Origin of the sequence: Stenotrophomonas sp. STK17_22 (assembly GCF_051983905.1) — a bacterium.
Lineage (GTDB): Bacteria > Pseudomonadota > Gammaproteobacteria > Xanthomonadales > Xanthomonadaceae > Stenotrophomonas > Stenotrophomonas maltophilia_A.
The window spans coordinates 3,004,683-3,029,372 of the sequence record NZ_CP197010.1; the positions used below are offsets into that span (position 1 = coordinate 3,004,683).

Annotated in this window: 20 protein-coding genes; 9 read left to right on the forward strand and 11 right to left on the reverse strand. The window is 66.1% G+C overall.

Annotation, left to right across the window (positions count from 1 at the left end; all coding sequences use genetic code 11):
• Nucleotides 1-28: 28 nt before the first annotated feature.
• From ACSYS9_RS13990 to ACSYS9_RS14005, 4 genes are all read right to left on the reverse strand, one after another.
• Complete coding sequence (locus ACSYS9_RS13990; protein ID WP_032130003.1) at nt 29-355, reverse strand: thioredoxin family protein; 327 nt, start codon at nt 353-355, stop codon at nt 29-31.
• On the reverse strand, nt 327-830 hold the full coding sequence (locus tag ACSYS9_RS13995) for a flavodoxin (protein ID WP_081352344.1): 504 nt from the start codon (nt 828-830) through the stop codon (nt 327-329). The genes ACSYS9_RS13990 and ACSYS9_RS13995 overlap by 29 nt, the downstream gene beginning before the upstream one ends.
• Nucleotides 820-1,860, reverse strand: coding sequence for a ribonucleotide-diphosphate reductase subunit beta (locus ACSYS9_RS14000; RefSeq protein WP_024957408.1), 1,041 nt, complete (start codon nt 1,858-1,860; stop codon nt 820-822). Before ACSYS9_RS14000 ends, ACSYS9_RS13995 begins: the two co-directional genes overlap by 11 nt.
• A gap of 71 nt (nt 1,861-1,931) precedes the next feature.
• Nucleotides 1,932-4,295, reverse strand: a complete 2,364-nt coding sequence (locus tag ACSYS9_RS14005) for a ribonucleoside-diphosphate reductase subunit alpha (protein ID WP_071229075.1) — start codon at nt 4,293-4,295, stop codon at nt 1,932-1,934.
• A gap of 434 nt (nt 4,296-4,729) precedes the next feature.
• Here ACSYS9_RS14005 and ACSYS9_RS14010 point away from each other — a divergent pair, with 434 nt between their 5' ends.
• The 3 genes from ACSYS9_RS14010 to ACSYS9_RS14020 all read left to right on the forward strand — a co-directional run bounded on the left by ACSYS9_RS14010 (nt 4,730) and on the right by ACSYS9_RS14020 (nt 8,870).
• A complete protein-coding gene (locus ACSYS9_RS14010) occupies nt 4,730-5,707 on the forward strand; it encodes a zinc-binding dehydrogenase (protein WP_071229076.1) in 978 nt (325 codons plus the stop codon).
• A gap of 95 nt (nt 5,708-5,802) precedes the next feature.
• A complete protein-coding gene (locus tag ACSYS9_RS14015) occupies nt 5,803-6,078 on the forward strand; it encodes a hypothetical protein (RefSeq protein WP_143048244.1) in 276 nt (91 codons plus the stop codon).
• Nucleotides 6,079-6,245: 167 nt separating this feature from the next.
• Entirely contained in the window at nt 6,246-8,870 is a 2,625-nt protein-coding gene (locus tag ACSYS9_RS14020) for a TonB-dependent receptor (RefSeq protein ID WP_071229078.1), read from the forward strand.
• Nucleotides 8,871-9,000: 130 nt separating this feature from the next.
• On the opposite strand, the gene ACSYS9_RS14025 is transcribed toward ACSYS9_RS14020, so the two are convergent.
• The 4 genes from ACSYS9_RS14025 to ACSYS9_RS14040 all read right to left on the reverse strand — a co-directional run bounded on the left by ACSYS9_RS14025 (nt 9,001) and on the right by ACSYS9_RS14040 (nt 13,145).
• Nucleotides 9,001-10,110 (reverse strand): hypothetical protein, encoded by a 1,110-nt coding sequence (locus ACSYS9_RS14025; RefSeq protein ID WP_143048245.1) that lies wholly within the window; start codon nt 10,108-10,110, stop codon nt 9,001-9,003.
• Between the two features lie 111 nt (nt 10,111-10,221).
• Nucleotides 10,222-10,542: a hypothetical protein gene (locus tag ACSYS9_RS14030; protein WP_223276940.1), complete on the reverse strand. Its 321-nt coding sequence runs from the start codon at nt 10,540-10,542 to the stop codon at nt 10,222-10,224.
• A gap of 47 nt (nt 10,543-10,589) precedes the next feature.
• Nucleotides 10,590-12,569, reverse strand: a complete 1,980-nt coding sequence (gene betT, locus ACSYS9_RS14035) for a choline BCCT transporter BetT (protein WP_049400600.1) — start codon at nt 12,567-12,569, stop codon at nt 10,590-10,592.
• A gap of 195 nt (nt 12,570-12,764) precedes the next feature.
• Nucleotides 12,765-13,145 (reverse strand): VOC family protein, encoded by a 381-nt coding sequence (locus ACSYS9_RS14040; protein WP_006372781.1) that lies wholly within the window; start codon nt 13,143-13,145, stop codon nt 12,765-12,767.
• Nucleotides 13,146-13,296: 151 nt separating this feature from the next.
• Here ACSYS9_RS14040 and ACSYS9_RS14045 point away from each other — a divergent pair, with 151 nt between their 5' ends.
• The 3 genes from ACSYS9_RS14045 (at nt 13,297) to ACSYS9_RS14055 (ending at nt 17,772) form a co-directional block, all read left to right on the forward strand.
• Nucleotides 13,297-13,815, forward strand: coding sequence for a sigma-70 family RNA polymerase sigma factor (locus ACSYS9_RS14045; protein ID WP_032130501.1), 519 nt, complete (start codon nt 13,297-13,299; stop codon nt 13,813-13,815).
• Nucleotides 13,812-14,756, forward strand: a complete 945-nt coding sequence (locus ACSYS9_RS14050) for a FecR family protein (RefSeq protein ID WP_071229081.1) — start codon at nt 13,812-13,814, stop codon at nt 14,754-14,756. The genes ACSYS9_RS14045 and ACSYS9_RS14050 overlap by 4 nt, the downstream gene beginning before the upstream one ends.
• A gap of 67 nt (nt 14,757-14,823) precedes the next feature.
• Nucleotides 14,824-17,772, forward strand: coding sequence for a TonB-dependent receptor (locus tag ACSYS9_RS14055; RefSeq protein WP_071229082.1), 2,949 nt, complete (start codon nt 14,824-14,826; stop codon nt 17,770-17,772).
• A gap of 125 nt (nt 17,773-17,897) precedes the next feature.
• On the opposite strand, the gene ACSYS9_RS14060 is transcribed toward ACSYS9_RS14055, so the two are convergent.
• Both ACSYS9_RS14060 and ACSYS9_RS14065 read right to left on the reverse strand, forming a co-directional pair.
• A complete protein-coding gene (locus tag ACSYS9_RS14060) occupies nt 17,898-18,221 on the reverse strand; it encodes a DMT family transporter (protein WP_032128064.1) in 324 nt (107 codons plus the stop codon).
• The gene (locus ACSYS9_RS14065) at nt 18,221-18,574 is read right to left on the reverse strand and encodes an SMR family transporter (RefSeq protein ID WP_010485170.1); all 354 of its coding nucleotides are present in this window, start codon (nt 18,572-18,574) and stop codon (nt 18,221-18,223) included. The genes ACSYS9_RS14060 and ACSYS9_RS14065 overlap by 1 nt, the downstream gene beginning before the upstream one ends.
• A gap of 160 nt (nt 18,575-18,734) precedes the next feature.
• Here ACSYS9_RS14065 and ACSYS9_RS14070 point away from each other — a divergent pair, with 160 nt between their 5' ends.
• Nucleotides 18,735-19,586 carry a LysR family transcriptional regulator gene (locus ACSYS9_RS14070; RefSeq protein ID WP_071229083.1) on the forward strand — a complete coding sequence of 284 codons (852 nt, stop codon included), beginning with the start codon at nt 18,735-18,737 and terminating at the stop codon, nt 19,584-19,586.
• A gap of 101 nt (nt 19,587-19,687) precedes the next feature.
• Here ACSYS9_RS14070 and ACSYS9_RS14075 read toward each other — a convergent pair whose 3' ends face one another.
• On the reverse strand, nt 19,688-20,608 hold the full coding sequence (locus tag ACSYS9_RS14075) for a M14 family metallopeptidase (RefSeq protein WP_071229084.1): 921 nt from the start codon (nt 20,606-20,608) through the stop codon (nt 19,688-19,690).
• Nucleotides 20,609-20,739: 131 nt separating this feature from the next.
• Between ACSYS9_RS14075 and ACSYS9_RS14080 the strand changes: the two genes are divergently transcribed.
• Entirely contained in the window at nt 20,740-22,821 is a 2,082-nt protein-coding gene (locus ACSYS9_RS14080) for a TonB-dependent receptor family protein (RefSeq protein ID WP_071229085.1), read from the forward strand.
• Nucleotides 22,822-22,883: 62 nt separating this feature from the next.
• Nucleotides 22,884-24,656 carry a chloride channel protein gene (locus tag ACSYS9_RS14085; RefSeq protein WP_071229125.1) on the forward strand — a complete coding sequence of 591 codons (1,773 nt, stop codon included), beginning with the start codon at nt 22,884-22,886 and terminating at the stop codon, nt 24,654-24,656.
• Nucleotides 24,657-24,690: the final 34 nt, after the last annotated feature.

Genomic DNA, 24,690 nt, shown 5'->3' on the forward strand with positions numbered 1-24,690 from the left:
GCGAATAGCAGTCGAGCATGGCTCGACTCTACAGATGCAGTGCAATGGCGGCCTCAATCTGCTGCGGCGACTGGAACCCGGCCAGGCGGGTACGTTCGTCGCCGTCACGGAACAGGGACAGCGTCGGCGTCTGCCGCAACCCCAGTCCCCTGAAGAACGCTTCACCCAGCACTTCCAGCTGCACGCGCAGCAGGGTGATGCCCTGCCCTGCACTGCTGGTCGCCACGCGGTGCAGCGACATCTCCAGCATCCGGCACCCTGGGCACTGGTCCTTGTGGAAATCCACCAGCACCCGCGGATGTTCGGCCAGCAGCTGCTGGAACTGCTCAGGCGTGGTGGCGTCGATGATCTGCATCGGTGTTGCTCCAGTAATGGGCCAGGACCGCGTCGGTCCAGGCCTCGATGGCCGCGGCATGGCGAACGCCATGCGGCATCTGTTCGATCTCCAGCGGCGGGTAGTCGCTGCGGAAGTAGCGGATCAGCCGGTGCACGGCGCCGCAGTAGTACTCCTGCCCCCACTGCGTTTCGCCGGTACCGAACACCGCCAGCTGCCGTGGCCGCTCGCCGCGCTCCGTAATACCGGCCACCCACGCCTTCATCTCCGCCGGCGTGCGGCCGGCGTTGTCGGTCCAGCAGCCCAGCAGCACCAGGTCGGCCTCATCGGCGGCCAGAGGCGGCGCCTGGCGCGGGTCGTCGGCCTCCTGCCAGTGCACCGCATGGCCCGCTGCGCGGCAACGCTCGGCAATCTGCCGGCCGAGCTCGCGGGTGTTGCCACTCAACGAGGCCACCACCAGCAGGATGCTCAGCGCTTCGCTGGGCTCAGAGGTCATCGAAGCCGTTGTCGACGTTGGTCTTCTTGTAACTTGCATTGCGCATCTCGAAGAAGTCGGTCTTGGTTTCGGTGAAGTTGTCGGCGTAGGCCTTGATCCACGGCATCACGTTGTCGGTGGTGTCGCTGTACAGGCGCTCGATGCCGAGCATGCCGGCCATCTTGTTGGCGCGGTACTTCACGTAGCGCACCATCTCGTCCACGTCGATGCCGTCGATACCGTCCAGCACCTCCGACGACCACTGCGTCTCCAGCTCGATCGCGTGTTCGAATGATTGGTGCACGTAGGCGGTCAGCTCGTTGGTCTGCAGCTCAGGGTTCTCGCCGATGATGGCGCGGATCAGCTCGCTGATGAACTTGGTATGCGCCAGCTCGTCACGGTTGATGAAGCTGATGATCTTGCCCGTACCGTTCATGCGGTTCTGCCGCACCATGTTGTAGAAGTAGGCGAAACCGGAATAGAAGTTGATGCCTTCCAGGATCGAGGACTGGATCAGCGACTTCAGCAGGGTCTCGGCGGTCTTCTCGCGCATGAAGTCGTCATACGCGCCCATGATCGGTGCGTTGCGCTTGATGATGGTCGGGTGGGTGCGGGCGATCTCGAAGATGCGGTTCTGGTTCGGCAGGTCGGTGATCGAGGCCAGCACGTAGCTGTAGCTTTCGTTGTGGATCACTTCCTGCTGGCCGATGATCGCCGCATTGGCGTGCGCGGCCGGGTCGGTGATGTACTCGGCGACGTTGTAGATGAAGCGCGTCTGCGGCGAATCGAGCGTGGCCAGCAGGCCGATGATGGAGTCGTAGGCGTTCTTCTCGCGCGCATTGAGCTCGCCGTACTGGCGGGCATCGAGCTTCATGTCGACCTCATCGGGAATCCAGAAGTTGGTCGACAGCTCCTTGTAGGCCCGATAGAACGACGGGTACGGAATGTCGTTCCAGTTGAGGATGCCGCTGGTGCGGCCGTTGATGATGCCGGTGCTGCGGTTGGGATGGCGCGGTTCGAGGATCTTGATGCGGTCGAGGGGGGTTGCCATGGGTTTCTGCCTTCGTTCTCTTTCTATCGTGTTGCCGGCCAGCGGCCGGCACTACCGTGGGTCGCCGGCGGTCAGCTGGAGCACCACTCGCATTCGCTGATGTCGATGTCGTTGGAGCGCACGTAGTAGGTGGTCTTCAGGCCTTCGCGCCAGGCGCTCAGGTGCAGCTCCAGCAGCGTGCTGGCGCGGATGGTGCTTGGCACGTACAGGTTGAAGCTGATCGACTGGTCGACGTGGCGCTGGCGGCGCGCGTTCTGGCGCACGCTGGCGAACTGGTCGACCTTGTAGGCGCCCTTCTCGTAGTACGGCCAGGTTTCCAGCGACAGCCCCGGTGCGGCCACCGGCCGCCGGAAGTCCTTCTTCTCCTCGTAGTAGAACGCGCTGTAGATCGGGTCGATCGACGCGGTGGAACCGGCAATCTGCGCGGTGCTCATGTTCGGCGCCACCGCCAGCAGCCAGCCGTTGCGCAGGCCGTGCGTGGCGACCTCGCGGGCCAGGCTGTCCCAGGCCGCGCCGCTGTAGTCGCGGTCACTGAAGTAGCGGCCGTTGTGCCAGTCGCTGCCGGTGAACATCGGGTAGCTGCCCTTTTCCTTCGCCAGCTGCGCGCTGGCCTGGATGGTCAGGAAGTTGATGCGCTCGTAGAGGCGGTCAGCCAGCTCTTCGGCATCCGGTGATTCCCACTGGATCGCCTGCTGCGCCAGCAGGTGGTGCCAGCCGAAGGTGCCCAGGCCGATGGCGCGGTATTTGCGGTTGGTGATGGTGGCCTGCGGCACCGGCAGCGCATTGAGATCGATCACGTTGTCGAGCATGCGCACCTGGATCGGGATCAGGCGCTCCAGCACATCGGTGGCCAACAGGTCATCCGGCGCACTGATCGCACGGCCGAGGTTGATCGAGGACAGGTTGCAGACCACGAAGTCACCGGCGCGGCGCGTAGTCACGATCTGGTCGCCGCTGACGATCTCCTGGATCATCCGCGTCGGGCTCATGTTCTGCAGGATCTCGGTGCACAGGTTGCTGGAATAGATCATGCCCGCGTGCTTGTTCGGGTTCCGGCGGTTGACCTCGTCGCGGTAGAACAGGAACGGGTTGCCGGTCTCCAGCTGGCTGAGCATGATCCGCTTGAACAGATCGATGGCCTTCACCGTGCGGCGGCTGATGCGCTCATCGGCCACCAGCTCGGCGTAGCGGTCACGGAAGCTGCCCGAACCACGCTTCTCGTCGTAGAAGTCCTGCAGGTACCAGCCCTTGGCCTGCTTCACCTCGTGCGGGTCGAACAGGTACCAGTCGGCGCGACGCTCGACCGCTTCCATGAACAGGTCCGGCACGCAGACCGAAGTGAACACATCGTGCGCGCGCAGGCGCTGGTCGCCGTTGTTGAGGCGCAGGTCCATGAAGGCTTCGATATCGCGGTGCCAGATGTCCAGGTACACCGCCACCGCGCCCTTGCGCTGGCCGAGCTGATCAACAGACACCGCTGTGTTGTTGAGCTGCTTGATCCACGGCACCACGCCGCCGGAGGAATTGGCCACGCCACGGATCGGCGCGCCGCTGCTGCGCACATAGCCCAGATAGGCTCCAACACCACCGCCGTGCTTGGACACACGGGCGATATCGGTGTTGGAGTCATAGATGCCCTGCAGGCTGTCGTCCACCGTGTCGATGAAGCAGCTCGACAACTGCCCGCCCACCTTGCCGGCATTGGCCAGGGTCGGTGTGGCCACCGTCATGTACAGGTTGGACAGCGCCCAGTACGCCTCTCCGACCAGCTGCATGCGCCGCTCGCGCGGCTTTTCCTCCTGCATCAGGTACAGCGCAATGGTCAGCCAGCGCTCCTGCGGCAGTTCGTAGACTTCGCGGCTGCGGTCGCTGGCCAGGTAGCGCGTGGCCAGCAGATACAGGCCGTTGTAGGCGAACAGGCGATCGCGTTCCGGATCGATCATCTCGCCGGCCTGCTGCAGTTCTTCCTTCGAGTAGCAGCGCAGGATGTCGTTGCTGTAGATGCCGCGATCGGCCAGGCTTTCCTGCAGGCCCACGTAGGAGCCGTACTTCAGGCCGACGTCGTAGAAGCGGTTGCGGCTGGCGCGCTTGTACAGGCGGCGCAGGTAGATGCGCGCGGCAAACTGTTCCCACTCCGGCGCGACCAGGTCCACGCGCGATTCGGCCTCGCGGATCAGCAGATCGACCAGGTCATCGGCGCTGATGCTCGGTTTGCGTTCGACCATCGACTGCACTACACGGCGGTAGTCGCTCACATCCAGCTGCGGGAACTCGGCATGCACGGCGTCGATGCTGCGCTGCAGGCGCTCGGCCTCGAACGGCAGGCGACGGTTGCCGGCCTCCTTGGTGATCCAGGTCGGCACGCGCTCGCCACCGGCGCGCAAGGCGTCGCCAGCGCCGGCCAGATCGGCCACGCGGAAGGTACTGTCGGTCATGGTGGTGAAACTCCAGGCTCGCACGCGCGTTGGCGGTCGATGCCATGGCGGCCCTGCACGCGATACCGGCGCACGGGGCGGTCGGGGTGGGATGCCAAAGCGCGGGAACACCAGATCGTCGGCAACAGCCTGCGCCTGCGGCCGGTATCCGGGCCGTGGGGGCGATCTGGGTCCGCTCGATGGCGGCCGCGTCGACACGGCAAGCCTTCAGGGGGCGGGCCGCGGGACGTTTGCTGCATGTCCGGCGGCGGCGGCTGACCGGGAGTGACGGACACAACATAGTGGGGATATTCCAGCCCGTCAACACAAGATACGGCAATCAGCACATGTCGCGACGATCAGTCGCAGGATGCCGTGTTGCACCTGCGGCGCCTTGTCGACAACGCCTGCGTCCCCAGTTCGGTACAACATCAACTTTCCCCGGAACACCGCCCATGCGCGCTGCCCAGTACCCCTCCTTCGGCGACCCGGCCGACGTCCTTGCCATTGCCGATGCCGCCTTGCCCGAGCCCGGCCCCGGCGAGGTGCGCATCCGCACCGTGCTGGCCTCGATCCACAACCACGACCTGCTGACCGTGCGCGGCCTGTATGGCTACAAGCCAACGCTGCCGGCGATCGGGGGCAGTGAAGCACTGGGCGTGGTCGATGCACTCGGCGATGGCGTCGACGGCCTGCAGATCGGCCAGCGGGTGGCCGCCGCCTCGGTGCACGGCACCTGGGCCGAGGCCTTCATCGCCCCGGCACGCATGGTGATTCCGATGCCGGAGGCGATCCCGGACGAAATGGCCGCGCAGCTGATCGCCATGCCGCTGAGCGCGCTGATGCTGCTGGAATTCCTGCACGTCGAAGCAGGCCAGTGGATCGTGCAGAACACCGCCAACGGCGCGGTGGGCAAATCGCTGGCGATGCTGGCGCGGGCGCGTGGCGTGCATGTGGCCAACCTGGTGCGCAATGCCGATGCGGTCGCACAGTTGAAGGCATTGGGCATCGATCACGTGTTCGACACTTCGGTGGACGGCTGGAAGGATCGCGTGCGTGAAGCGACCGGCGAAGCACAGGCCGCGGCCGCGGTGGATTCCATTGGCGGCGACGCCAGCGGCGATCTGGTCGACCTGCTTGGCCACCACGGCACCCTGGTGTCGTTCGGGGTGATGAGCGGCGAACCGATGCGCATTCCCGCCGGCGGCCTGATCTACAAGGAAGCCACGGTGAAGGGTTTCTGGGGCAGCAAGGTCAGCCAGGCGATGGCAGTGGAGGACAAGCGCCGGCTGGTTGGCGAGCTGCTGAAGCGTGCGGCGAGCGGCGAACTGACCCTGCCTGTGGAGCAGATCTTCGCGCTGGACGACATCGCCCAGGCAGCAAAGGCCGGTGCGGGTTCGGGCCGCAATGGCAAGGTGCTGCTGCGGCCTTGATGCAAGGCGCTGGATCCGGCGGCGCTACGCGCCGCCCCATCCCAATGGATAATGTCTAGATCGTCTTTGCTGAAGAAGAAATCACGTTGAGTGGAATGAATGGTCGGAAGGTGCTGCTGGCAACCTTTCTCGGGAGCAAACACCCACCTGACGATGTTCGGCCCTCCGAAGACTACTGGAGATTGATCGGTACCAACGGGACCATTGTTCTTGAGGAATCCCAAACGTCCATGGCCAGGCATCAACGCGGCTTGCGGGTGCTGGTCCAGTTTCCTGGAAGCATCACGGATATGGGGCTTGCGTGCCACAACGAAGTGCCGGACAGCCTTTGGATTTTCGTCTCCGACCTTGAAATCCACTCGGGTGATTGAGTGGATCGGGGTTGAATGCCGCAACGGCGCCCGAAAGCGCGAAGTCACCACCCGCTCCAATGGTTAAGAACCTGTGATGTATAACTGAATGCGCTTTCGTCATTGGAAGGCGCACGTGGCTGCGTGCGGTACTGACGGCTCCTCCCCCGTTTGGCGTTGTCGCTTCCATGTACCGCACCACCCTGAACCTGCTTGCCGGCGCGATCGCGCTGGGCCTCACCGCCGGCGCTGCCGGCGCCGCTGAAACCGCCGATTCCGGCAAGGACAGCACCACCCTCGGCACCGTGCTGGTGACCGGCTCCAACATCAAGCGCAGCGATACCGCCGGGCCCAACCCGGTGCAGATCGTGAGCCGCGAACAGATCGAACAGACCGGTCGTTCCACCCTTACCGACGTGCTGCGCAACCTGTCGGCCAATGCCGGCAACAGCTTCGACGAGCAGTACACCGGCAGCTTCGCCGCCGGCTCGGCCTCGATCGGCCTGCGCGGCCTGTCGCCGAAGAACACGCTGGTGCTGGTCAACGGCTACCGCGTCTCCAACTTCGGCTTCGCGCTCAACACCCAGGACACCTTCGTTGACCTCAATGCGCTGCCGATCAGTGCGGTCGAGCGCATCGAAGTGCTGAAGGATGGCGCCTCGGCGGTGTACGGCTCCGACGCCATCGCTGGCGTCATCAACATCATCCTGCGCAAGAACTTCCAGGGCGTGGAAGTCGGCGGCGGCTTCGGCACCGCCCCCCAGGGCGGCCTGAACGAACGCAAGGCCAACCTGCTGGCCGGCTTCGGTGATCTGGAACAGCAGGGCTGGAACGTGCTGTTCGGGCTGGACCTGCTCAAGCGCGACCGCCTTGATGGCGATGACCGTGCCTATACCCGCAGCGGCGATTTCCGCGACAAGCCCGGTGGTCGCCTTGCCGGCTGGTCCACTGCCGGTGGCAACTGGCTGAGCAACCCGCGTGCGCCGCAACCGTTCGGCAACTGCCCCGACGGCAGCCAGCTGCGCCCGTACAGCGACTTCGGCAGCACCCTGCCCGGCCAGGCCTGCGCCTTCAATGCGCAGCCGTTCAAGACCCTGCAGCCCGGCGCCGAGCGCCTGCAGGCGTCGCTGAGTGCGACCTACCGCTTCAATGACAGCGTCGAGGCCTTCGCCGATGTGCTGTACAGCCACAACAAGGCCGACCAGATCTTCAGCGCGCCACTGACCGTCGGGCCGGGCCTGCGTGCCTACAACCCGGCCACCGGCACCCTGATCGATGTGCCGGCGGTGCTGCCGGTCGGCCACCCGAACAACCCGGGCAGCACGCCGCTGCCGTTCGAGTACACCTTCTTCGATCTCGGCCCGCGCCTGAAGGACAACACCCAGGTGTTCTACCGTGCCCTGGCCGGCGTGCGTGGCAGTGGCGAGCGCTGGGACTGGGAAGTGGCAGCGCTGACCTCGCAGAGTGCACAGCGCGAGTACGTGGACAACTTCGTCAACCGCTACGCATTCGAGCAGATCCTGCGCGATGGCAGCTACGACTTCCTCAACCCGTCCAGCACGCCGGGGGCGCTGGATGCACTGCGCCTGCAGACCAAGCGCCCGGGCTGGTACAAGCTGCACTCGTTGAATGTGAAGGCCTCGACCTCGCTGTGGGAGCTGCCGGCCGGTGCAGTCGGCTTCGCCTGGGGCGCCGAGTTCCGCAAGGAATCATTGGATGCGCGCACCAGCGCACAGGTGCTGTCGGGTACCGAGCTGCGCCCGGCCATCAACGTGGTCAACGGCGAGCGCCAGGTCAGTGCCGCCTACGCCGAACTGAGCGTGCCGCTGCACCGCACGCTGGAACTGCAGCTGGCCGGTCGCGGCGACCGCTACGACGACTTCGGCAAGGCGTTCTCGCCGAAGGTGGCATTGCGCTGGCAGCCGCTGGACAGCCTGCTGCTGCGCGGCTCGTTCTCGCGTGGCTTCCGTGCGCCGTCGCTGCCGGAGATCGCGCCGGGTCAGACCGTCAGCTACGGCTCGGTGATCGATCCGTTCGACCCACTGCAACCGGGTGGCAGCCGCGGCGTGACCAACATCCGCACCGGCAACCCGGACCTGAAGGCCGAGCGTTCGCGCAACTTCAACGTGGGTGCGGTGTGGTCGCCGGATGGCGATACCAGCATCGGCCTGGACTGGTACCGCATCGAACAGGACAACCTGGTCAAGCCTGACAGTGCGCAGTTCATCGTCGACAACCCGACCCTGTTCCCGGGCCGCGTACAACGCGAGAACGGACGCATCCAGTTCATCACCAACCAGTACGCCAACCAGGGCGAACTGACCACCTCGGGGCTGGACCTGGACGCCAGCCGTACCTTCCGCACCGACGGTTGGGGCAACTTCACCGTCGCCGGCAGCTGGACCCACCTGCTCAGCTTCAAGCAGCCGCTGGTGGCCGGCCAGGCGCCCTATGACGGGGCCGGCAACAACCGCCACGGCGCACTGCCGCGCACCCGCGGCACCACGTCGTTGAACTGGGCGGTGGGCGACTGGAGCAGCACGCTGAGCCTGCAGTACGTGAGTGGCTACGACCAGCGTGTGGCGACGGTCACCAGCAACCCGGGGCTGCGTGACCGCATCAAGCCGTATCACCAGCTGGATCTGTACGTGGCCTACGAAGGTGTTCCCAACACCACGCTGTCGCTGTCGGTGCTGAACCTGACCGACAAGGATCCGCCGTTCGACCCGGCGGGTGGCTCCAATGGCTTCGACATCAGCCAGTACAACTTGCGCGGGCAGTTCGTCTCGCTGGGCGCGCGCTACCGGTTCTGACGCGGCGATGTAGAGCCGAGGCCATGCTTGGCTTATCTCCATCTGGAACGGCGCCGGAGTGATCCGACGCCGTTCTGGAACCTGATGATTCTCCCGAAAGGCGCTGCACGCGCCGTGGGCTGAGGGGAGCTCAATCGTCCTCCCGATTCTCGTCCCATTCTGGCCACCATCCATACGCAGGGTAGGACTGGCCATATCTGCAGCCTGTCAATGTGACGCCTTGCCCCCACTGGAATGCAATGCGCTCGCGCTCCTCGATCCAGCCATCGGGTGCGACACGATCGTCAAGCCTGCGTACGAAAAGCGCTTCGACCGCATCGCTTTCGGTCGCCGTCATTGCCCAGCGACCGGCCAGCGCGCTCGAAGGCGTTGCTTCTACCACACCATAGGCGTGTTCACCTGAGAGCCAGATCCTGGAAACGGAGATGCCGTCCACCATGATGGGCTCCGGCAGCAGCCACTCCGACGTGTCTTTGAGTGCTCGCCCACTCCACCGTGTTGCGGGTGGGACGCGGTGATAATTGCGGACCAGCGCAACGGCAGAATCAGCGGCGTCTGCGCGCTCCAGACGACACGAGAGGTAATCGCCAATGATCTTCAACCTGCCCGCGTTGGAGTGGTAATCAGCCGATGTATCCAAGTCGTCTGATTCGCCTGCCCGCGGGCGGGATTCGCTGACATCGCCGCAGCCAACATAAACGTTGCCCGAGTTGTCCATTGTCCGCGCGACAATGGAGCGGACATTGGCGATGCCAGTTGACATGGTCCGAAGCGCCACGGGTCGGGTGCCCACGATATCGTGGGTGTCATAGAGTCCGGCCCTATGCTTGAGTCCTCCGCGATGGATCACGTCATCAAGCGACGTACCCTCAAGGATGGCCCAGAATGAAGCATAGTTGAGAAGGACCTTCCGCGTATTCATGCCGAAAACACTGATCTCTGCCGGCAACTCGATCTCAAGGCCTGAGCCGTCCGATCGTGGAGTACCTCTCCAGTTGGCATAGCGAGGATTCCCATTCAGGTCATCCAGGCCATCGATGAAACCTTGTCGGATGTGGTACGAACTGCTTGACGACGCGCGGCACAGGATGACGTCCTGCAAGATCTGAAGTGGAGGCCGCTCCAGATCTGCAGCGCGTTTGGTCGAAAAATTCTGTGCCAAGGCCTGCGCAGGCAGTGTGCAGGCCACGGCCAGCAGTAGAAGATGTGTCGGTCGATGCAGTGGCGTGAGAAAGGACACGAAGGCATTCCGGATTGACGTGTGCAGATGCTGTGCGCGTTGCCCAGCTCGCGCCATGCAAAATCTTGCAAAGCGCCGCGCCGACAGCGGGCCACGCCCGGCGGGATGGCCTCAAGTCACCTGCGCCTGCTCATCCACATATTCGGACAGCCCACGGCAGGCCAGCAGCAGGCCCTCGCACACATCGTTGCCTATCTGCTGCGCCTCATCGCCATCCTCGCGCACGCGCTCGATGGCGTGCCGCAGCACGACCAGCCTGGCGATTGCCCGGTTTATGCGTGTCAGGACCATGCACTGGCCCGTGCCGCGCCCTTTTCCGCCGCAGCGGCTCACCATCAGCGGCTCCACCTGGCGAATGCGCTGCGGGCTGCCGAGCAGGCAGTAGATGGCGTCGCGTGCCGAATGCGACAAACCCTGTAGAGCCGAGCCCATGCTCGGCTTTGCAGGGGTGTGCGGACCAACGGTCCGCACCCACCGCATCAACGGCTCAGGTGCAGGAACTGCAGGTGCCGTTCGTACTGGCTGATGATGTCGTTGATGATCTGCTTGCGGCTGTAGCCGACCAGGTCGTAGTCCTGACTGCCTTCGAACAGGTGCACTTCAGCGCGGTAGTAGCGCTGGTTGCGCAGCTGCTGCGCGGCGAACGACGGCGTCAGGTAGCCACTCAGGATCACCCGGTACAGGAAGTCCTGCTGCTCGCCGTGATTCACCGTCAACTCCATGTCGCCGGCCTCGAACCGCGTGGCCACATCCCAGCCCTGCCCGCGCAGCTGCTCGGCCACCGCCTCCATCGCTGGCTTCACGGTGTCGTCCATGAAGCGGTAGACCTGGTCGCGCACCGGGAAGTGCATGGCCTGGCTCAGGCGCTGGCGCCAGCCCTGGTGGTGGCGGTCGTCACCGATCAGCGGCGAGGGACGGTACTGCAGCGCGCGCTTGCGGTGCGATTCGTCACTGAAGGCGCGGGTCAAGCCCCACATCATCAGCAACAACACCGCCGAGAACGGCAGCGACGCCAGCACCACCGCCGATTTCAGCGCATCGATGCTGCCGGCCAGCAGCAACCCGGCGGTCAGCACCGCGATCACCGTGCCCCAGAACACGCGCAGCCAGCGCGGACCATCATCCTCCGGCGCCCCGCCATGCGAGGACAACGTGGACAGCACCACCGCGCCGGAGTCAGCCGATGTCACGAAGAAAATGAAACTGACGAACACCGTCACCGCGATCACCGCCTTGCTCCACGGATACCCATCCAGCAGGGCATACAGCACGGTGGGTGGATCATCTACCGCCAGTTGCGCCAGTTGCTGCTGGCCATGGTGCAGCACCTGGTCCAGTGCACTGTTGCCGAAGATCGACAGCCACGCCAGGGTGAAGCCGAGCGGGATCAGCAGCACGCCGAACACGAATTCGCGGATGGTGCGGCCACGCGAGATGCGGGCGATGAACAGGCCGACGAACGGCGCCCAGCCGATCCACCAGGCCCAGTAGAACACCGTCCAGCCGCCCAGCCATTCCGGTCGGCCGCCATAGGCGTACACATCGAAACTCTTGCCGACCACGCTGCCGAGGTAGTCGCCCAGGTTCTGCATCAGCGTGCTCAGCAGGTACTGGGTGGGGCCGGCGCACAGCATGAACAGCACCAGCGCGATCGCCAGCAGCATGTTGATGTTGGCCATCCAGCGCACGCCCTTCTCCACGCCTGAAACGGCCACGGCCACCGCCGCACCCATCATGCTGACCACCAGGATGATCTGCACCAGGTTGGAGTGCGGGATGTTGAACAGGTGCGACAGGCCGGCGTTGAGGTGCAGCACGCCGAAGCCCATGTCGGCGCCGATGCCGAACACGGTGGCGACAATGCCCAGCGCGTCCACGGTGTAGCCGATCGGGCCATTGATGCGCTTGCCGATCAGCGGGTACAGCGCCGAACGCAGCGCCAGCGGCAGGTTGTGGCGATAGGCGAAGTAGGCCATCGCCATCGCCGCGAGTGCGAACACGCCCCAGCCATGCAGGCCCCAGTGCAGGAACAGCAGCTGCATGGCCTGGCGCGCACCAGCCTCACCGGCCGCCGGATCGCCCTGCGGCGGCTGCAGGTAGTGGGTCAGCGGTTCGGAGACGCAGAAGAAGAACAGGGTGATGCTGATGCCGGCGGCGAACAGCATGCCGGCCCAGGAGAGATAGCTGAACTCCGGCTCGTCATGGTCGGCACCGAGCTTGATGCCACCGTACTTGGACAGCGCCACGCCGACCACGAACACCAGATAGAGGGTCATCGCCAGCAGGTAGTACCAGCCGACATTGAGTGCGGCCCAGTCCTGCGCCTTGACCAGAAGGCGGCCCGCACCGAGCGGGAACAGGCTGACAAACAGCGCGAACGCCACGACAACGATCGCCGCGAAGGCGAACACAGGTCGAAGGGTGCGCACCGGGGATTGTTGCGGCTCCAGTACTTCCATGGGGCGGCGTTCTCCGGTAGATCAAAGGGTTAGCCGACCGATTCTGGCTGAACCGCAGTGGACAGAGCATGAAGTTGCGGCCTGCGGTCACAGGCCCGGCCCACCATTCCGTGTTATCACGCGCGCGCCGAAGCGTGCCTGCGAGCGCAGCCGCGCGCGGACCGCGTGCATCGCGGCCACGCGCGTACTGTCCAATCACGACATCACATGCACCGCGCACAGCTTGTTGCCATCCGGATCGCGCAGGTAGGCCAGGAACAGCTGCCGCCCGGCCATGTTGCGGATGCCGGCCGGGTCTTCGATGGCGGTGCCACCGTGGCTTACGCCTGCGTCCTGCCAGCCACGCACGGCATCGGCGCTGTCCAGGGTGAAGCCGATGGTGCCGCCATTGGCATGGCAGGCCGGCTCGCCGTCGATCGGTGCGGTGACGATGAACATGCGGCCGTCCTTGAAATACACCAGGCGCCCCTTGTCATCGAAGACACCGGGACGGGCGCCCAATGCGGTGAACAGGGCATCGTAGAAGCGATGCGCGACGTCCATGTCGTTGGTTCCGACGGTGATGTGACTGAACATGCGGGCACTCCTTGTGGAAAGACCGCAGTGTCGGCGAGCGCGGCGGGCATCGCAAATGCACGCCTCCGGCCTGCTGCCAAGTGCGCAGGGTTTGTCGTACACCGCTCGATCACCCTATAATGGGAATCATTCTCATTAATGATCGATGCCGATGGCCGTGCCCGCCGCCTCCAGCACCGCGCTGGCGGGGTTCTACCGCGAACACCATGGCTGGCTGCTGGGCTGGCTGCGCCGCCGCACCCACAACGCCGACTGCGCTGCCGACCTGACCCAGGACACCTTCCTGCGCCTGCTCAGCCGTCGCGTCGATCCGTCCGAACTGCGCCTGCCGCGCGCTTACCTCAGCACCATCGCGCACGCACTGCTGGTCAATCACTGGCAGCGCGCGGATCTGGAGCGCGCCTACCTGACGGCCTTGGCCGCGCAGCCGGAGCCGGTGCATCCATCGGCGGAAGAACGCACGCAGGCACTGCAACTGCTGCACGCCATCGCCGACATGCTGGCCGGCCTGGCCGAGCGGCCACGCCGTGCGTTCCTGCTGGCCCGGCTGTCCGGCCTGGGCTATGCGGAAATCGGCCAACAGCTGGGCGTGTCCGAGCGCATGGTCAAGAAATACATGGCGCAGGCGATGCTGCATTGCCTGCGCCTGTCCGGCGATGCCACGGCATGAGTGCCGCATTGGCCAGCCCGGCACTGGAGCAGGCGGCAGAGTGGTTCGCGCTGCGCGAGCAGGGCTGGAGTGACAGCGACCAGCAGCGATGGCACGCATGGCTGCATGCCGATGCTGGCCATGCCGATGCGTGGCGTCGGGTCGAGTCGGTCTGGCAGTCCTTTGCGCCCCTGTCGGCGCCGGCCGCCGCCACCGCGCTGGATGCCGCAGGCCGTCGTCGCCGGCAGGCTCTGCGCAGCCTCGGTGGTGCACTTGGCATCGGCGCGGTTTCACTGCTGGGCCTGCATGGCCTGCAGGCGCAACGCGGCCTGCAGACGCAGCGCACCGTTGCCGGGCGCACCGGGCACTGGAGGCTGATTGATGGCAGCCAGTTGTGGCTCAACGCGGACAGCGAAGTCACCATCGACATCGGCAGCGGCCGCCGCGCCCTGCATCTGCTGCGTGGCGAGCTGCTGCTGCAGACCGGCCATCACCCTGCGTTCGCCGGCCAGCCGTTGACCGTGCATGTGCCGGGCGCACGCCTGCAGCCGATCGGCACCCGCTTCGCGGTCGGTCGTGAGGCGCAGGGCAGCCGCCTGGATGTGTTCGAGGGCGTGGTGCGCTGCCTGCCCATGTTCGGTGCGGCGCTGGATGTGGCTGCAGGAGGCGCGGTGCGGATCGGCCTGATGGGCGGGCTCACAACGGTCGCTGCCGATCCTCTGCGCGGTGACTGGCAGGACGGACGCCTGCAGGTACAGGACACGCCTTTGGTCCGCGTCATCGATGAGCTGGCCCGCCACCATCAGGGCTATCTGGGTTGTGATCCGGCGCTCGCCGCATTGAAGGTCACGGCAGTACTGCCACGCCTGGACAGCACCCAGGCGCTGCATCTGCTGGCCCGCGCCCTGCCGATCCGTGTCGAGCAGCGCTGGCCGTGGTGGACCGTCGTGCGTCCGCTTTGAAATCGCGGTTCCCTTTCTGCGCGCTCACCGGGCACTACAAGGGAACCCATTGCGGATGTTGCCCCCCATGAAACTGCCCTGCCCCTCCCCTCGCCCCCTGGCCATCGCGCTGTGCCTGGCCCTGGCCTCCCCGTGCCTGCTGCCGGCCGCCGCCCATGCACAGGACACTGCGGCCGCCATCCGCTGGCAGATCCCGGCTGGCCCGCTCGACCAGGCCCTGTCCGCGTTCGGCCAGCAGTCCGGCCTGTCCATCGCTGTCGATGCGCGCCTGACCCGCGGCCGCCACAGCAGCGGTGTGCAGGCCGCGCTCGGTACTGACGCCGCATTGGCGCAGCTGCTGGCCGGCACCGGCCTGGCCTTCCAGCGTGATGCCAGCGGCGTGGTGCTGCAGGCGGCACCTACCGCTGAAGCCGGGGTACGCCAGATCGGCACCCTGCGCGTGGCTGGCCAGGCCAGCGAAGGCACTTCACCGTGGGGCCTCGCCGATGCCGATGCGGTCTACCGTGACAGCGGCTCGCGCGTGCACCTGGACCATCAGCAACTGGAACGCTTCCGCGGCCAGTCGATCGGCGACGTGCTGGCCGGTGCAGTGGGCGTGCACACCGCTGACGTTCGCAACGGCGGTGCGCTGGACGTCAACATCCGCGGCCTGCAGGGCCAGAACCGGGTGCCGGTGATCATCGACGGCGGCCAGCAGGCCATCGACGTGTACCGCGGCTATGCCGGCGTGCAGCAGCGCAGCTATCTCGATCCCGATCTGATCAGTGCGGTCAGCATTGAAAAGGGACCGAGCCTGGCCGCCAACGCCGCCAGCGCGATCGGCGGCGTGGTCTACATGGAAACGTTGAACGTCGATGACATCCTCGATGATGGCCAGACCTGGGGCCTGCGCATGCGCGGCGGCGTGGCCGACAACAGCATCGACCGCACCCGCACCTTCAAGCAGATCGCGCGCGGCAGCGACAACCGCAACAGCCTGCGCGACCCGCGCGACTGGAATGGCAGCGTGGCCTTCGCTCAGCGTGGCGAAGACTGGCAGCTGGTCGCGGCCTATGCGCGGCGCCGCCAGGGCAACTTCTTCGCCGGCAGCAACGGTGCGCATCGCTACGACAACCAGCACCTGTCCAGCGGCGGTACCGGCATGTCCAGCCAGGCCGTATCCAAGCTCTTCCATCCGGGCGATGAGGTGCTCAACACGCATACCGACAACGAATCGGCATTGCTGAAATTCACCTGGGCGCCCAACCCGGACCAGCGGTTGGAGCTGAGCCACCGCTACTTCAACTCCAGCTTCGGCGAGATCATGCCGTCGGCGATCGGACGCGTGGGTGAGTCCAATGAATGGGTGACCTACGTGGACAAGGCCAACACCATGTTCCAGTTCGAGCCGGGAAAAATGCGGGTCAACGCCACCTCGCTGCGCCACCGCTACCGGCCCGAGGCACATCCGTGGCTGGACCTGAGCAGCACGCTGTGGTTTACCACCGCCACCAGCCGCATGTTCAACAGCAACATCGCCAACACGCCGCTGTTCAAGGACGTGCCCAACGACCAGATGCCGGACACGCTGGGCGAAACCTACGGCCCGGGACTGCAGTCGGACGTGAAGACCCAGCGCTGGGGCGTGGACAGCAGCAACACCACGCGCTTCAGCAATGCTCTGGGCGACTGGACGCTGCGCTATGGCGCGTCCTTCCAGCACGAGGACACGGCGCCCAACTCACCGGTGCTGCCGGTGGATTTCAACAACAACCGCTACCTGCGCTCGGGCACGCGCCGCGAAGCCAGCGTGGTGGCATCACTGCAGTGGCAGCCGTGGGACTGGCTGTCGCTGACCGCGGGCGGCCGCTTCACCGACTACCGCACCCGCGACCGCAACCGCGTGGCCTTCGTCAGTGAATCGCGCGACCTGCGCTACACCTTCGCGCGCCTGAGCAAGGGCGGCCAGCTGCTGCCCGGCTGGTACAAGGAGTGGTACCCGGATGCCCAGGGCAATTACACCTATGACTCGCTGCGCGCTACGCCCTATGGCGACAGCACGCTGGGCCAGGCCTACGATTTCGACGGATTCATTCCCGATCCGCGCGGCGCCAACGGCTTCTATACCAAGCAGATTCCCACTGCCTGGGGCTACAAGCCGGCGATCCGGCGCTCCGGCCACGGCTTCGCGCCCTATGCCGAAGCACGCTTCAACCTCGACCAGGACATGTTCTTCTACGTGAAGTACGCGCAGGGCTGGAAGATGCCCAGCCTGTTCGAGTCGACGCTGGGCAACAGCACCTCGGCGCCGGTGGCCGACCTGAAGCCGGAGAAGAACCGTTCCTGGGACATCGGCTTCAGCCTGCTCAAGCAGGACCTGTGGCGCGACGGTGACCGCCTGGCGTTCAAGGTGGCCTGGTTCAAGAACGATATCGACAACGCGATCACCCGTCGCTTCGATTCCAGCAACTGGGCGTTCTATGTCGACAACGTCGACAATTACACCGTGTCCGGCTATGAGCTGCAGTCCGCCTATGACGCCGGCATCGCCTACCTGGACCTGTCCGCCAGCTACTACCAGCGCGCGCGCACCTGCGATGCGGCCACCGCCAAGCGCCTGCGCGAAGACCCCTATGCGAAGTGGAGCAAACTGGACACTACCCCGGACTGCGTGGACGGCGGCTTCGGCACCTCGTTCGTCAACGCACAGAACCCGCCGAAGTACTCGATCCACAGCACGCTGGGCTTCCGCCTGTTCGACAAGCGACTGGATACCGGCATCCGCCGCACCTACAACAGCGGCCCCACCCACGAACTGGACAAGCCCTGGAACACCACCGGCTCGACCGGCCTGCAGAACATCTACCTGCCGACCGCGATCTATGACTTCTACGCACGCTGGCAGTTCACACCGCGCAGCGAAGTGGAGCTGGTGGTCAGCAACCTGCGCAACACCTACTACATGGACACGCTGGCGATGAGCCTGATGCCGGGCCCGGGGCGCACCACGCGGCTGAACTTCACCGCACGCTTCTGAGTGCTTCAGAAACAGCAACGCCCCGGGGAGATCATCCCCGGGGCGCTTGCTTGCGGCCGCTCACGCTCTGGAAGGGGCCAACCGTGGTTCTGGTAGGCGCCAACCTTGGTTGGCGCAACGATGCATCACTTCGCGGTACTCAGCAGCAGCACTGCAATAGTGACCAGCGCAATGCCGACCCAGCCGATCGGACGCAGGCGGTTGCCGAACAACAGGCGGCCGCAGGTAGCGGTACCGATCACGCCGATCGCACCCCACATCGCATAGGCGGTGGCCAGATCCATGTAACGCACGGCCTGGCCCAGCAGGGCAAAGGCGATCCAGACCATGACGATCGCAGCTACGCCCCAGCGCCAGCGGCGGAAGCCTTCCGACTTGGCCACCATCATGTTGGCGGCGACGTCGATCAAGGCCGAACAGATCACGAAAAACAACGCCAAGGTATTCATCAGTGCGCCTCCCCGAGGGTGACGCAGACGATGCCGACCACTGCCAGCACCAGGCCGGCCAGCTGCTGCAGCGACAGGCTTTCACCGAAGACGGTGAGGCCGACCACAGTGAGCAGGGTCAGGCCGAGGCCTTCCCACACTGCGTAGGCCACGCCCACAGCGATGCGGCGCACCGACTGCGCGAGGAAGAAGTAGGACAGCGCCAGCGCGCCGGCCATGATCAGGTAACCGGTCCAGCCACCATCGCGGGCGGCATGGGCCATGAACGAGGTACCGACCACTTCGGCGACGATCGCCACGGTCAGGCAGGCCCAGGCGACCAGCGCGCCACGGGCGGGAACAGTACGGGACATGTGAAGCTCCTTGCAGGGCGGGGACCACGCCGCCTCATCAATGGATCCACGCCGAGCGTGGAGGGTCCGGAACGCCCCGCAGACGGGGGCGACGGAAGCCAGTATCATCGCCTTTTACGGTGGGATCAAAATGGATTCCATCGACAGGAACGATGGATCAATGCCCTACTCCCCTGAATCCCTGCAGGCCTTCGTGGAAGCCGCGGCGCTGGGCTCGTTCTCGGCGGCGGCGCGACGCCTACACAAAACCCAGTCGACGGTCAGCACCGCCATCGCCCACCTGGAAGCCGACCTGGGCGTGAGCCTGTTCGACCGCAGCGGGCGCTACCCGCAGCTGACCGAGGCCGGGCGCCAGGTGCTCGGTCATGCCCAGGAAATCCTCGCCGCCGATACCCGCCTGCAGCAGTTGAGCGTGCGCCTGGCCGCACCGGTCGAGCCGCGCTTGACCGTGGCATTCTCCGACGTCTACCAACTGGACCCGGAACAACGGGTGCTGCAACGCTTCGCCGAGGCGTTCCCGGAGATCGAGCTGGAATGGCTGGATGCCGAGGGCGAGGACGTGCTGGAACTGGTGAGCAACGGACGCGCCGCGCTGGGTCTGCTGCCACGGCAGGAGCACTATCCGGACGGACTGGTGGCACGTCCGCTGGCGCACCACAGCGAACTGTCGGTGTATGTGGCGCGCGAGCATCCGCTGGCCAGCGCTGGCCGTCGCGCCGCCGCACAGCTGGCGCGGCATAGACAGGTGCGCTTGAGCGCGGAAGTCGATCAATCCCGCGTGGTCACCGGCCTGGCCTGGACCGCAACCGATTACCTGATGGTGATGGAGATGGCCGAGGACGGCCTCGGCTGGGCCGAACTACCGCGCGCACTGGTACAGCGCTACGACCGCGGGCGGCTGGTGGAACTGGTACTGCCCGGCTGGCCAAGGCGCATCCACAGCGACCTGCTGTGGCGCCGCGACACGCCGCCAGGCCCAGCCGCACTATGGTGGGCCGACGCGTTGGGGTGAACCGAAAAAGGGGACGGAGGGGATTAAGTCGTTTGTGCCACAAACGACTTAATCCCCTCCGTCCCCTTTTTCAGTTGCCGGCCAGCGGCCGGCACTACCGATCAGGGGTGCGCCAGCGCGTAATCCAGCGCCGAGCACACTGCGGCCACCTGTGCGTCGTTGCACTGCTGTGGGGTCGCACGCGGGCTGTCCGGGTAGACCTCGGTGGTGGTGGTGTACTTCGCCCCGGTAATGCCGGCGCACAGGCCCAGCTTCACCAGCGGGTACTCGATCACGCCATGCGCCACCACCGGCGAACCGATGATCTCGCCCCTGTCGTCGGCCGGCGCGATGTGGGTGACCTTTTCCACCGCGGCGATCACCGCCTGCTGGAAGGCCGCCTGCGGGGCCTCGCTGTCGTCCACCAGATAGAAGCCATCCGGAATCAGGCCTGGCTCGAACGGCTTGCCATCACGCGCGGCCAGCGCCGGGCGGAACTCGCTCTCGTCGCTGTCCGTGGTTTCGTGCAGGTCGATGTGCAGCACGAACTGGCCCTTGTACGGCGCGATCAGTTCGATGACGGCGGTCGATTCGCGGGCCGGGCCGTCGGCCCGGAAGTTGCGGTTCGGGTCGATCGCATCGAAGTTCCAGCGGTTGATGCGCTCGAAGCCCCACGGATTCACGCACGGCGTCACCAGCAGGTTGGCCTTGCCGGCATAGTCGGCGGCGTGCTTTTCGAGGAACTCCAGCGCGCCCATCACGCCGCTGGTCTCATAGCCGTGCACGCCACCGGTGACCAGGGCAGCCGGCAGCGCCGGGTTCCAGTCGCGGCTGCGCAGGGCGAACAAGGTGTAGGTCTCGCCCGCGTAGTCGAGCTGGCCGTAGGCCACCTTGTCAAAGCGCGAAGCCAACGCCTCGATGCGCGGCAGCACCTCCTCGTCGTAGCGACGCAGGCGCTGCTGGCGGCCACGCCACGCCTCCCGTTCCGCCGCTCCCCACGGCTGGCCAGGGGTTCCGACGGGGTAGAAAGCGGCTTGGGACATGGCAGATCTCAGCGAGTCAGGAAGCAATCACCCACTTTACCATCGGCCCGTCAGCATGAACCGGAGGCGCATTCCATTGGCGAATGGAATCAGCAATAATTCTCATTTACGACCTTCCACAACCCGCACCGATGCCCACCCACGTCCCGCAAACGGCCCGCCTGCCACTGGCTGCCGCCCTCGCCCTGTGTCTGCTCCCGGCCACCCGCGCCTTCGCCCAGGATGGTGCCACCACGCTGGACAGCATCCAGGTCTCCGGCAGCTGGCTGGGCACCGGCCTGCATGACAGCGTCAAGCACTTCGCCGGCGCACGCACCGTGGTCGACCGCCAGCGCATCGAGGCCAGCGGCGCGGCCAGCATCGGCGATGCCATGCGCCGCATCCCCGGCGTGCAGGTCACCGACAACTCCGGCACCGCCGGCAGTTCGGTCTCGCTGAACATCGGCGTGCGTGGCCTGACTGGGCGCTACTCGCCGCGCTCGACTGTACTGCTGGATGGTGTACCGCTGGCGGTGGCGCCGTATGGCCAGCCGCAGCTGTCGTTCGCGCCGACCAGCCTGTCCAACATCGAATCGATCGACGTGGTACGCGGCGGCGGCGCGGTGCGCTACGGCCCACAGAACGTGGGCGGCATCATCAACTTCAGCACCCGCGCCATTCCCACCGAGGCCGGCCTGCACGGCGAAGCCGGTGTGCGCTACACCGCCTACGACCATGGCGGCGGTGACAGCACCCAGTACAACGCCTTCCTCGGCAGCACCGGCGACAACGGCCTGGGCGCGGCCCTGCTTTATTCCGGCCAGGATGGCCGCGGCTGGCGCCAGGGCAGCGATGACCGTTTCAACGACCTCGCGCTGAAGTTCGCCTACGCCATCGACGAACAGCAGGAACTGCGCGCCAAGCTCTCCTACTACGATGTGCGCTCGCTGACCCCGGGTGGCCTGACCCGCGCCCAGTACGAAGCCGACCCGTTCCAGAACACGCGCCCCACCGATTTCTGGAAAGGCCACCGCACCGGCATCGACCTGGGCTACACCAATACGCTCTCGGCCAACAGCGAGTTCGAGGTACTGGCCTATTACAACGAAAGCAGCCGTGCCAGCTCGCTGATCAACGCCGCCAATACCCAGCTGACCGTGCAGCCGCGCGACTACCGTGTGCTCGGCATCGAGCCGCGCTACACCCAGCGCCTGCACTGGGGCGCCAGCGTGCACGACATCACCGCCGGTTACCGCTTCCTGCGCGAGCGTGGCAACGACCGCAGCTACACAGTCACCCGCCGCACCGGCGCGGCCAGTGCCACCACCCGCTTCGACAACGCCACCGACGCACACGCCTTCTACATCGACGACCGCATCGCGATCGGCCAGTGGCGGATCACCCCGGGCGTGCGCATGGAGTGGATCGACATGGACCGCCGCCAGGCCGGGGGCGCGGCGACCTTCAGCAGCCGCAACGACAAGGCCCTGCCCTCGCTCAACGTCGCCTATCTGCTGACCCCGCAGCTGACCGTGTTCGGCAACTACACCACCTCGTTCGGGCCGGTGCAGAACATCCAGCTGAACTCACAGACCGCCAGCAACCCGCTGAACCCGGAAATCGCCAAGACCACCGAACTCGGTGCGCGCTGGCAGGACGGTGCACTGCGCGCGGAAGTGACCGTGTTCAAGATGCGCTTCGACAACCAGATCCTGCAGGTGCCGGGCATCACCCCGCCAACCTTCCAGAACATCGGCGCCACCGACCACAAGGGCGTGGAAAGCGCGCTGGAGTACCACTTCGCCGAGGGCAGTGCGCTGGCCGGGCTGGAGCTGTACGCCAACTACACCTGGACCAAGGCGATCCAGCAGTCCGGTGACAACCGCGGCCTGGACGTGCCGTTCTACTCGCGCGACACCGACAGCGTCGGCGCCCGCTACGCACTGCCCGGCTGGACCTTCAATGTCTCCAGCACCCACCAGAGCGGCCAGTTCTCCGACGCCGCCAACACTTGGGCCGAGAGCGCCGATGCGCGCGTGGGCCGCGTGCCGGGCGTACGCCTGTGGAACGCGCAGGTGGCCTGGCAGGTGCCGGGACTGGGTGACAGCGAGATCGCGCTGGGCGTGAACAACCTGGCCGACAAGCGCTGGTATACCCGCAACGTCGATGGCAACGCCGGCCGCATGGTGGCTGCGCCGCGCACCTTCTACGTGCAGGGCCGCTACCGCTTCTGACGCAGTAACCGCCCGATGCAGTGACGGCGGCGATCACGGTGGCGGCGTATCATGCCGCCACCATGTCACAGCCTGTTTCGCCATCGCGCCTGCATGCGGCCTTCCAGGGCCTGCGCCTGCGCCTGCGCGGCAGTGACCTGTGGTTCATTGCGCTTGCCCTGCTGGTCGGCCTGATCGCCGGCTACCTGACCCTGCTGCAGTCCGGCATCGCACGCTCGCTGCAGGGCACCCTGTACGGGCTGGACGACGGCATGCGCCTGAGCTCCCTGCCCTCGCTGACCTGGACCGCGCTGCTGGTGCTGCCGCTCGGTGGCCTGCTGGTCGGGCTGGTCAGCCTGGCTGCCACCCGGCTCAAGCGGCCCCTGCTGGATGCGGTGGAAGCCAACGCCCTGCATGGCGGCCGCATGTCGATGCGCGACAACCTGATCGTGCTGACCCAGACCCTGCTGTCCAACGGCTGTGGCGCCTCGGTCGGACTGGAAGCGTCGTACACGCAGATGGGCGCGGGCAGCGGCTCGCAGCTGGGCCGGGTGATGCGCCTGCGCCGCAACGACGTGCGCATCCTGGTCGGCGCCGGTGCCGCCGGTGCCATCGCCGCCGCCTTCGGTGCACCCTTGGCCGGTGCGTTCTACGCCTTCGAGATCGTCATCGGCGCCTATACCCCGGCCGCACTCGCCCCGGTAGCCGTCGCCGCGCTGGCCGGTGCATTCGTGGCCGACCAGGCCGGCATCGAGGCCTATCTGCTGCCCGCTGCCTCGACCATCGATGTCCGCGCCGCCGACTACGCCATCTACGGTCTGCTGGGGTGCTGCTGCGCGATGGTCGGCATCGCGGTGATGCGGTTGATCGCCTCGATCGAAGGCACGGTCAAGCGCAGCCCGTTGCCACTGTGGGGCCGGCCGGTGGTGGGCGGCCTGCTGCTGATTCCGCTGGCACTGGCCAGTCCGCAGGTGCTGTCGTCCGGCCATGGCGCGCTGCACCTGGACCTGACCACGCACCTGCCACTGATCTGGATCGGCGGCCTGCTGACCCTGAAGTGCCTGGCCTCCGGCATCTCGCTGGGCTTCGGCTTCCGTGGCGGCCTGTTCTTCGCCTCGCTGTTCATGGGCACCCTGGTCGGTGCCCTGTTCGCCGGCCTGCTGGCGATGGCCACCGGCGTGCCGGTGATTGATGCAACTTCGGCCGCACTGGCCGGCATGGCCGCGCTGGCCGCTGCGGTGGTCGGCGCACCGATGACCATGGCCATGCTGGTGCTGGAAGGCACGCACGACTTCCTGCTGACCAGCGTGGTGATGAGCGCGGTGCTGGTCTCCAGCACGCTCGTGCGGCAGTGGTTCGGCTACTCGTTCTCGACCTGGCGCATGCACCTGCGCGGCGAGACCATCAAGAGCGCCCGCGACGTCGGCTGGGTACAGAACCTCAACGCCGGTCGGCTGATGCGCAAGGGCGTGGCCACCGCCCCGGCCGACCTCGATGCCGCCGCCTTCCGCCAGCGCTTCCCGCTGGGCTCGGGCAGCCGCGTGATCCTGATCGACAGCGAAGGCCATTACGCCGGGATCGTGCAGATTCCGCGCGTGTACGGCGACGGCGTGAAGCCCGAAACCACGATCGGCGAACTGGCGGAAAACCGCGACGTGTCACTGCTGCCAAGCGCGGACGTGGTCACCGTGATGCAGCGCTTCGACCACACCCAGGCCGACGAACTGGCCGTGGTCGCCGCCGACGGCCAGGTGCTGGGCGTGGTCTCCGAAGCCTTCGTACGCAAGCGCTACGCCGAGGAACTGGACAAGCGCCAGCGCGAACTGATGGGCGAGCGGGTCGAGGACACCGACTGACCCCGCAAAAAGGGGACGGAGGGGATTAAGTCGT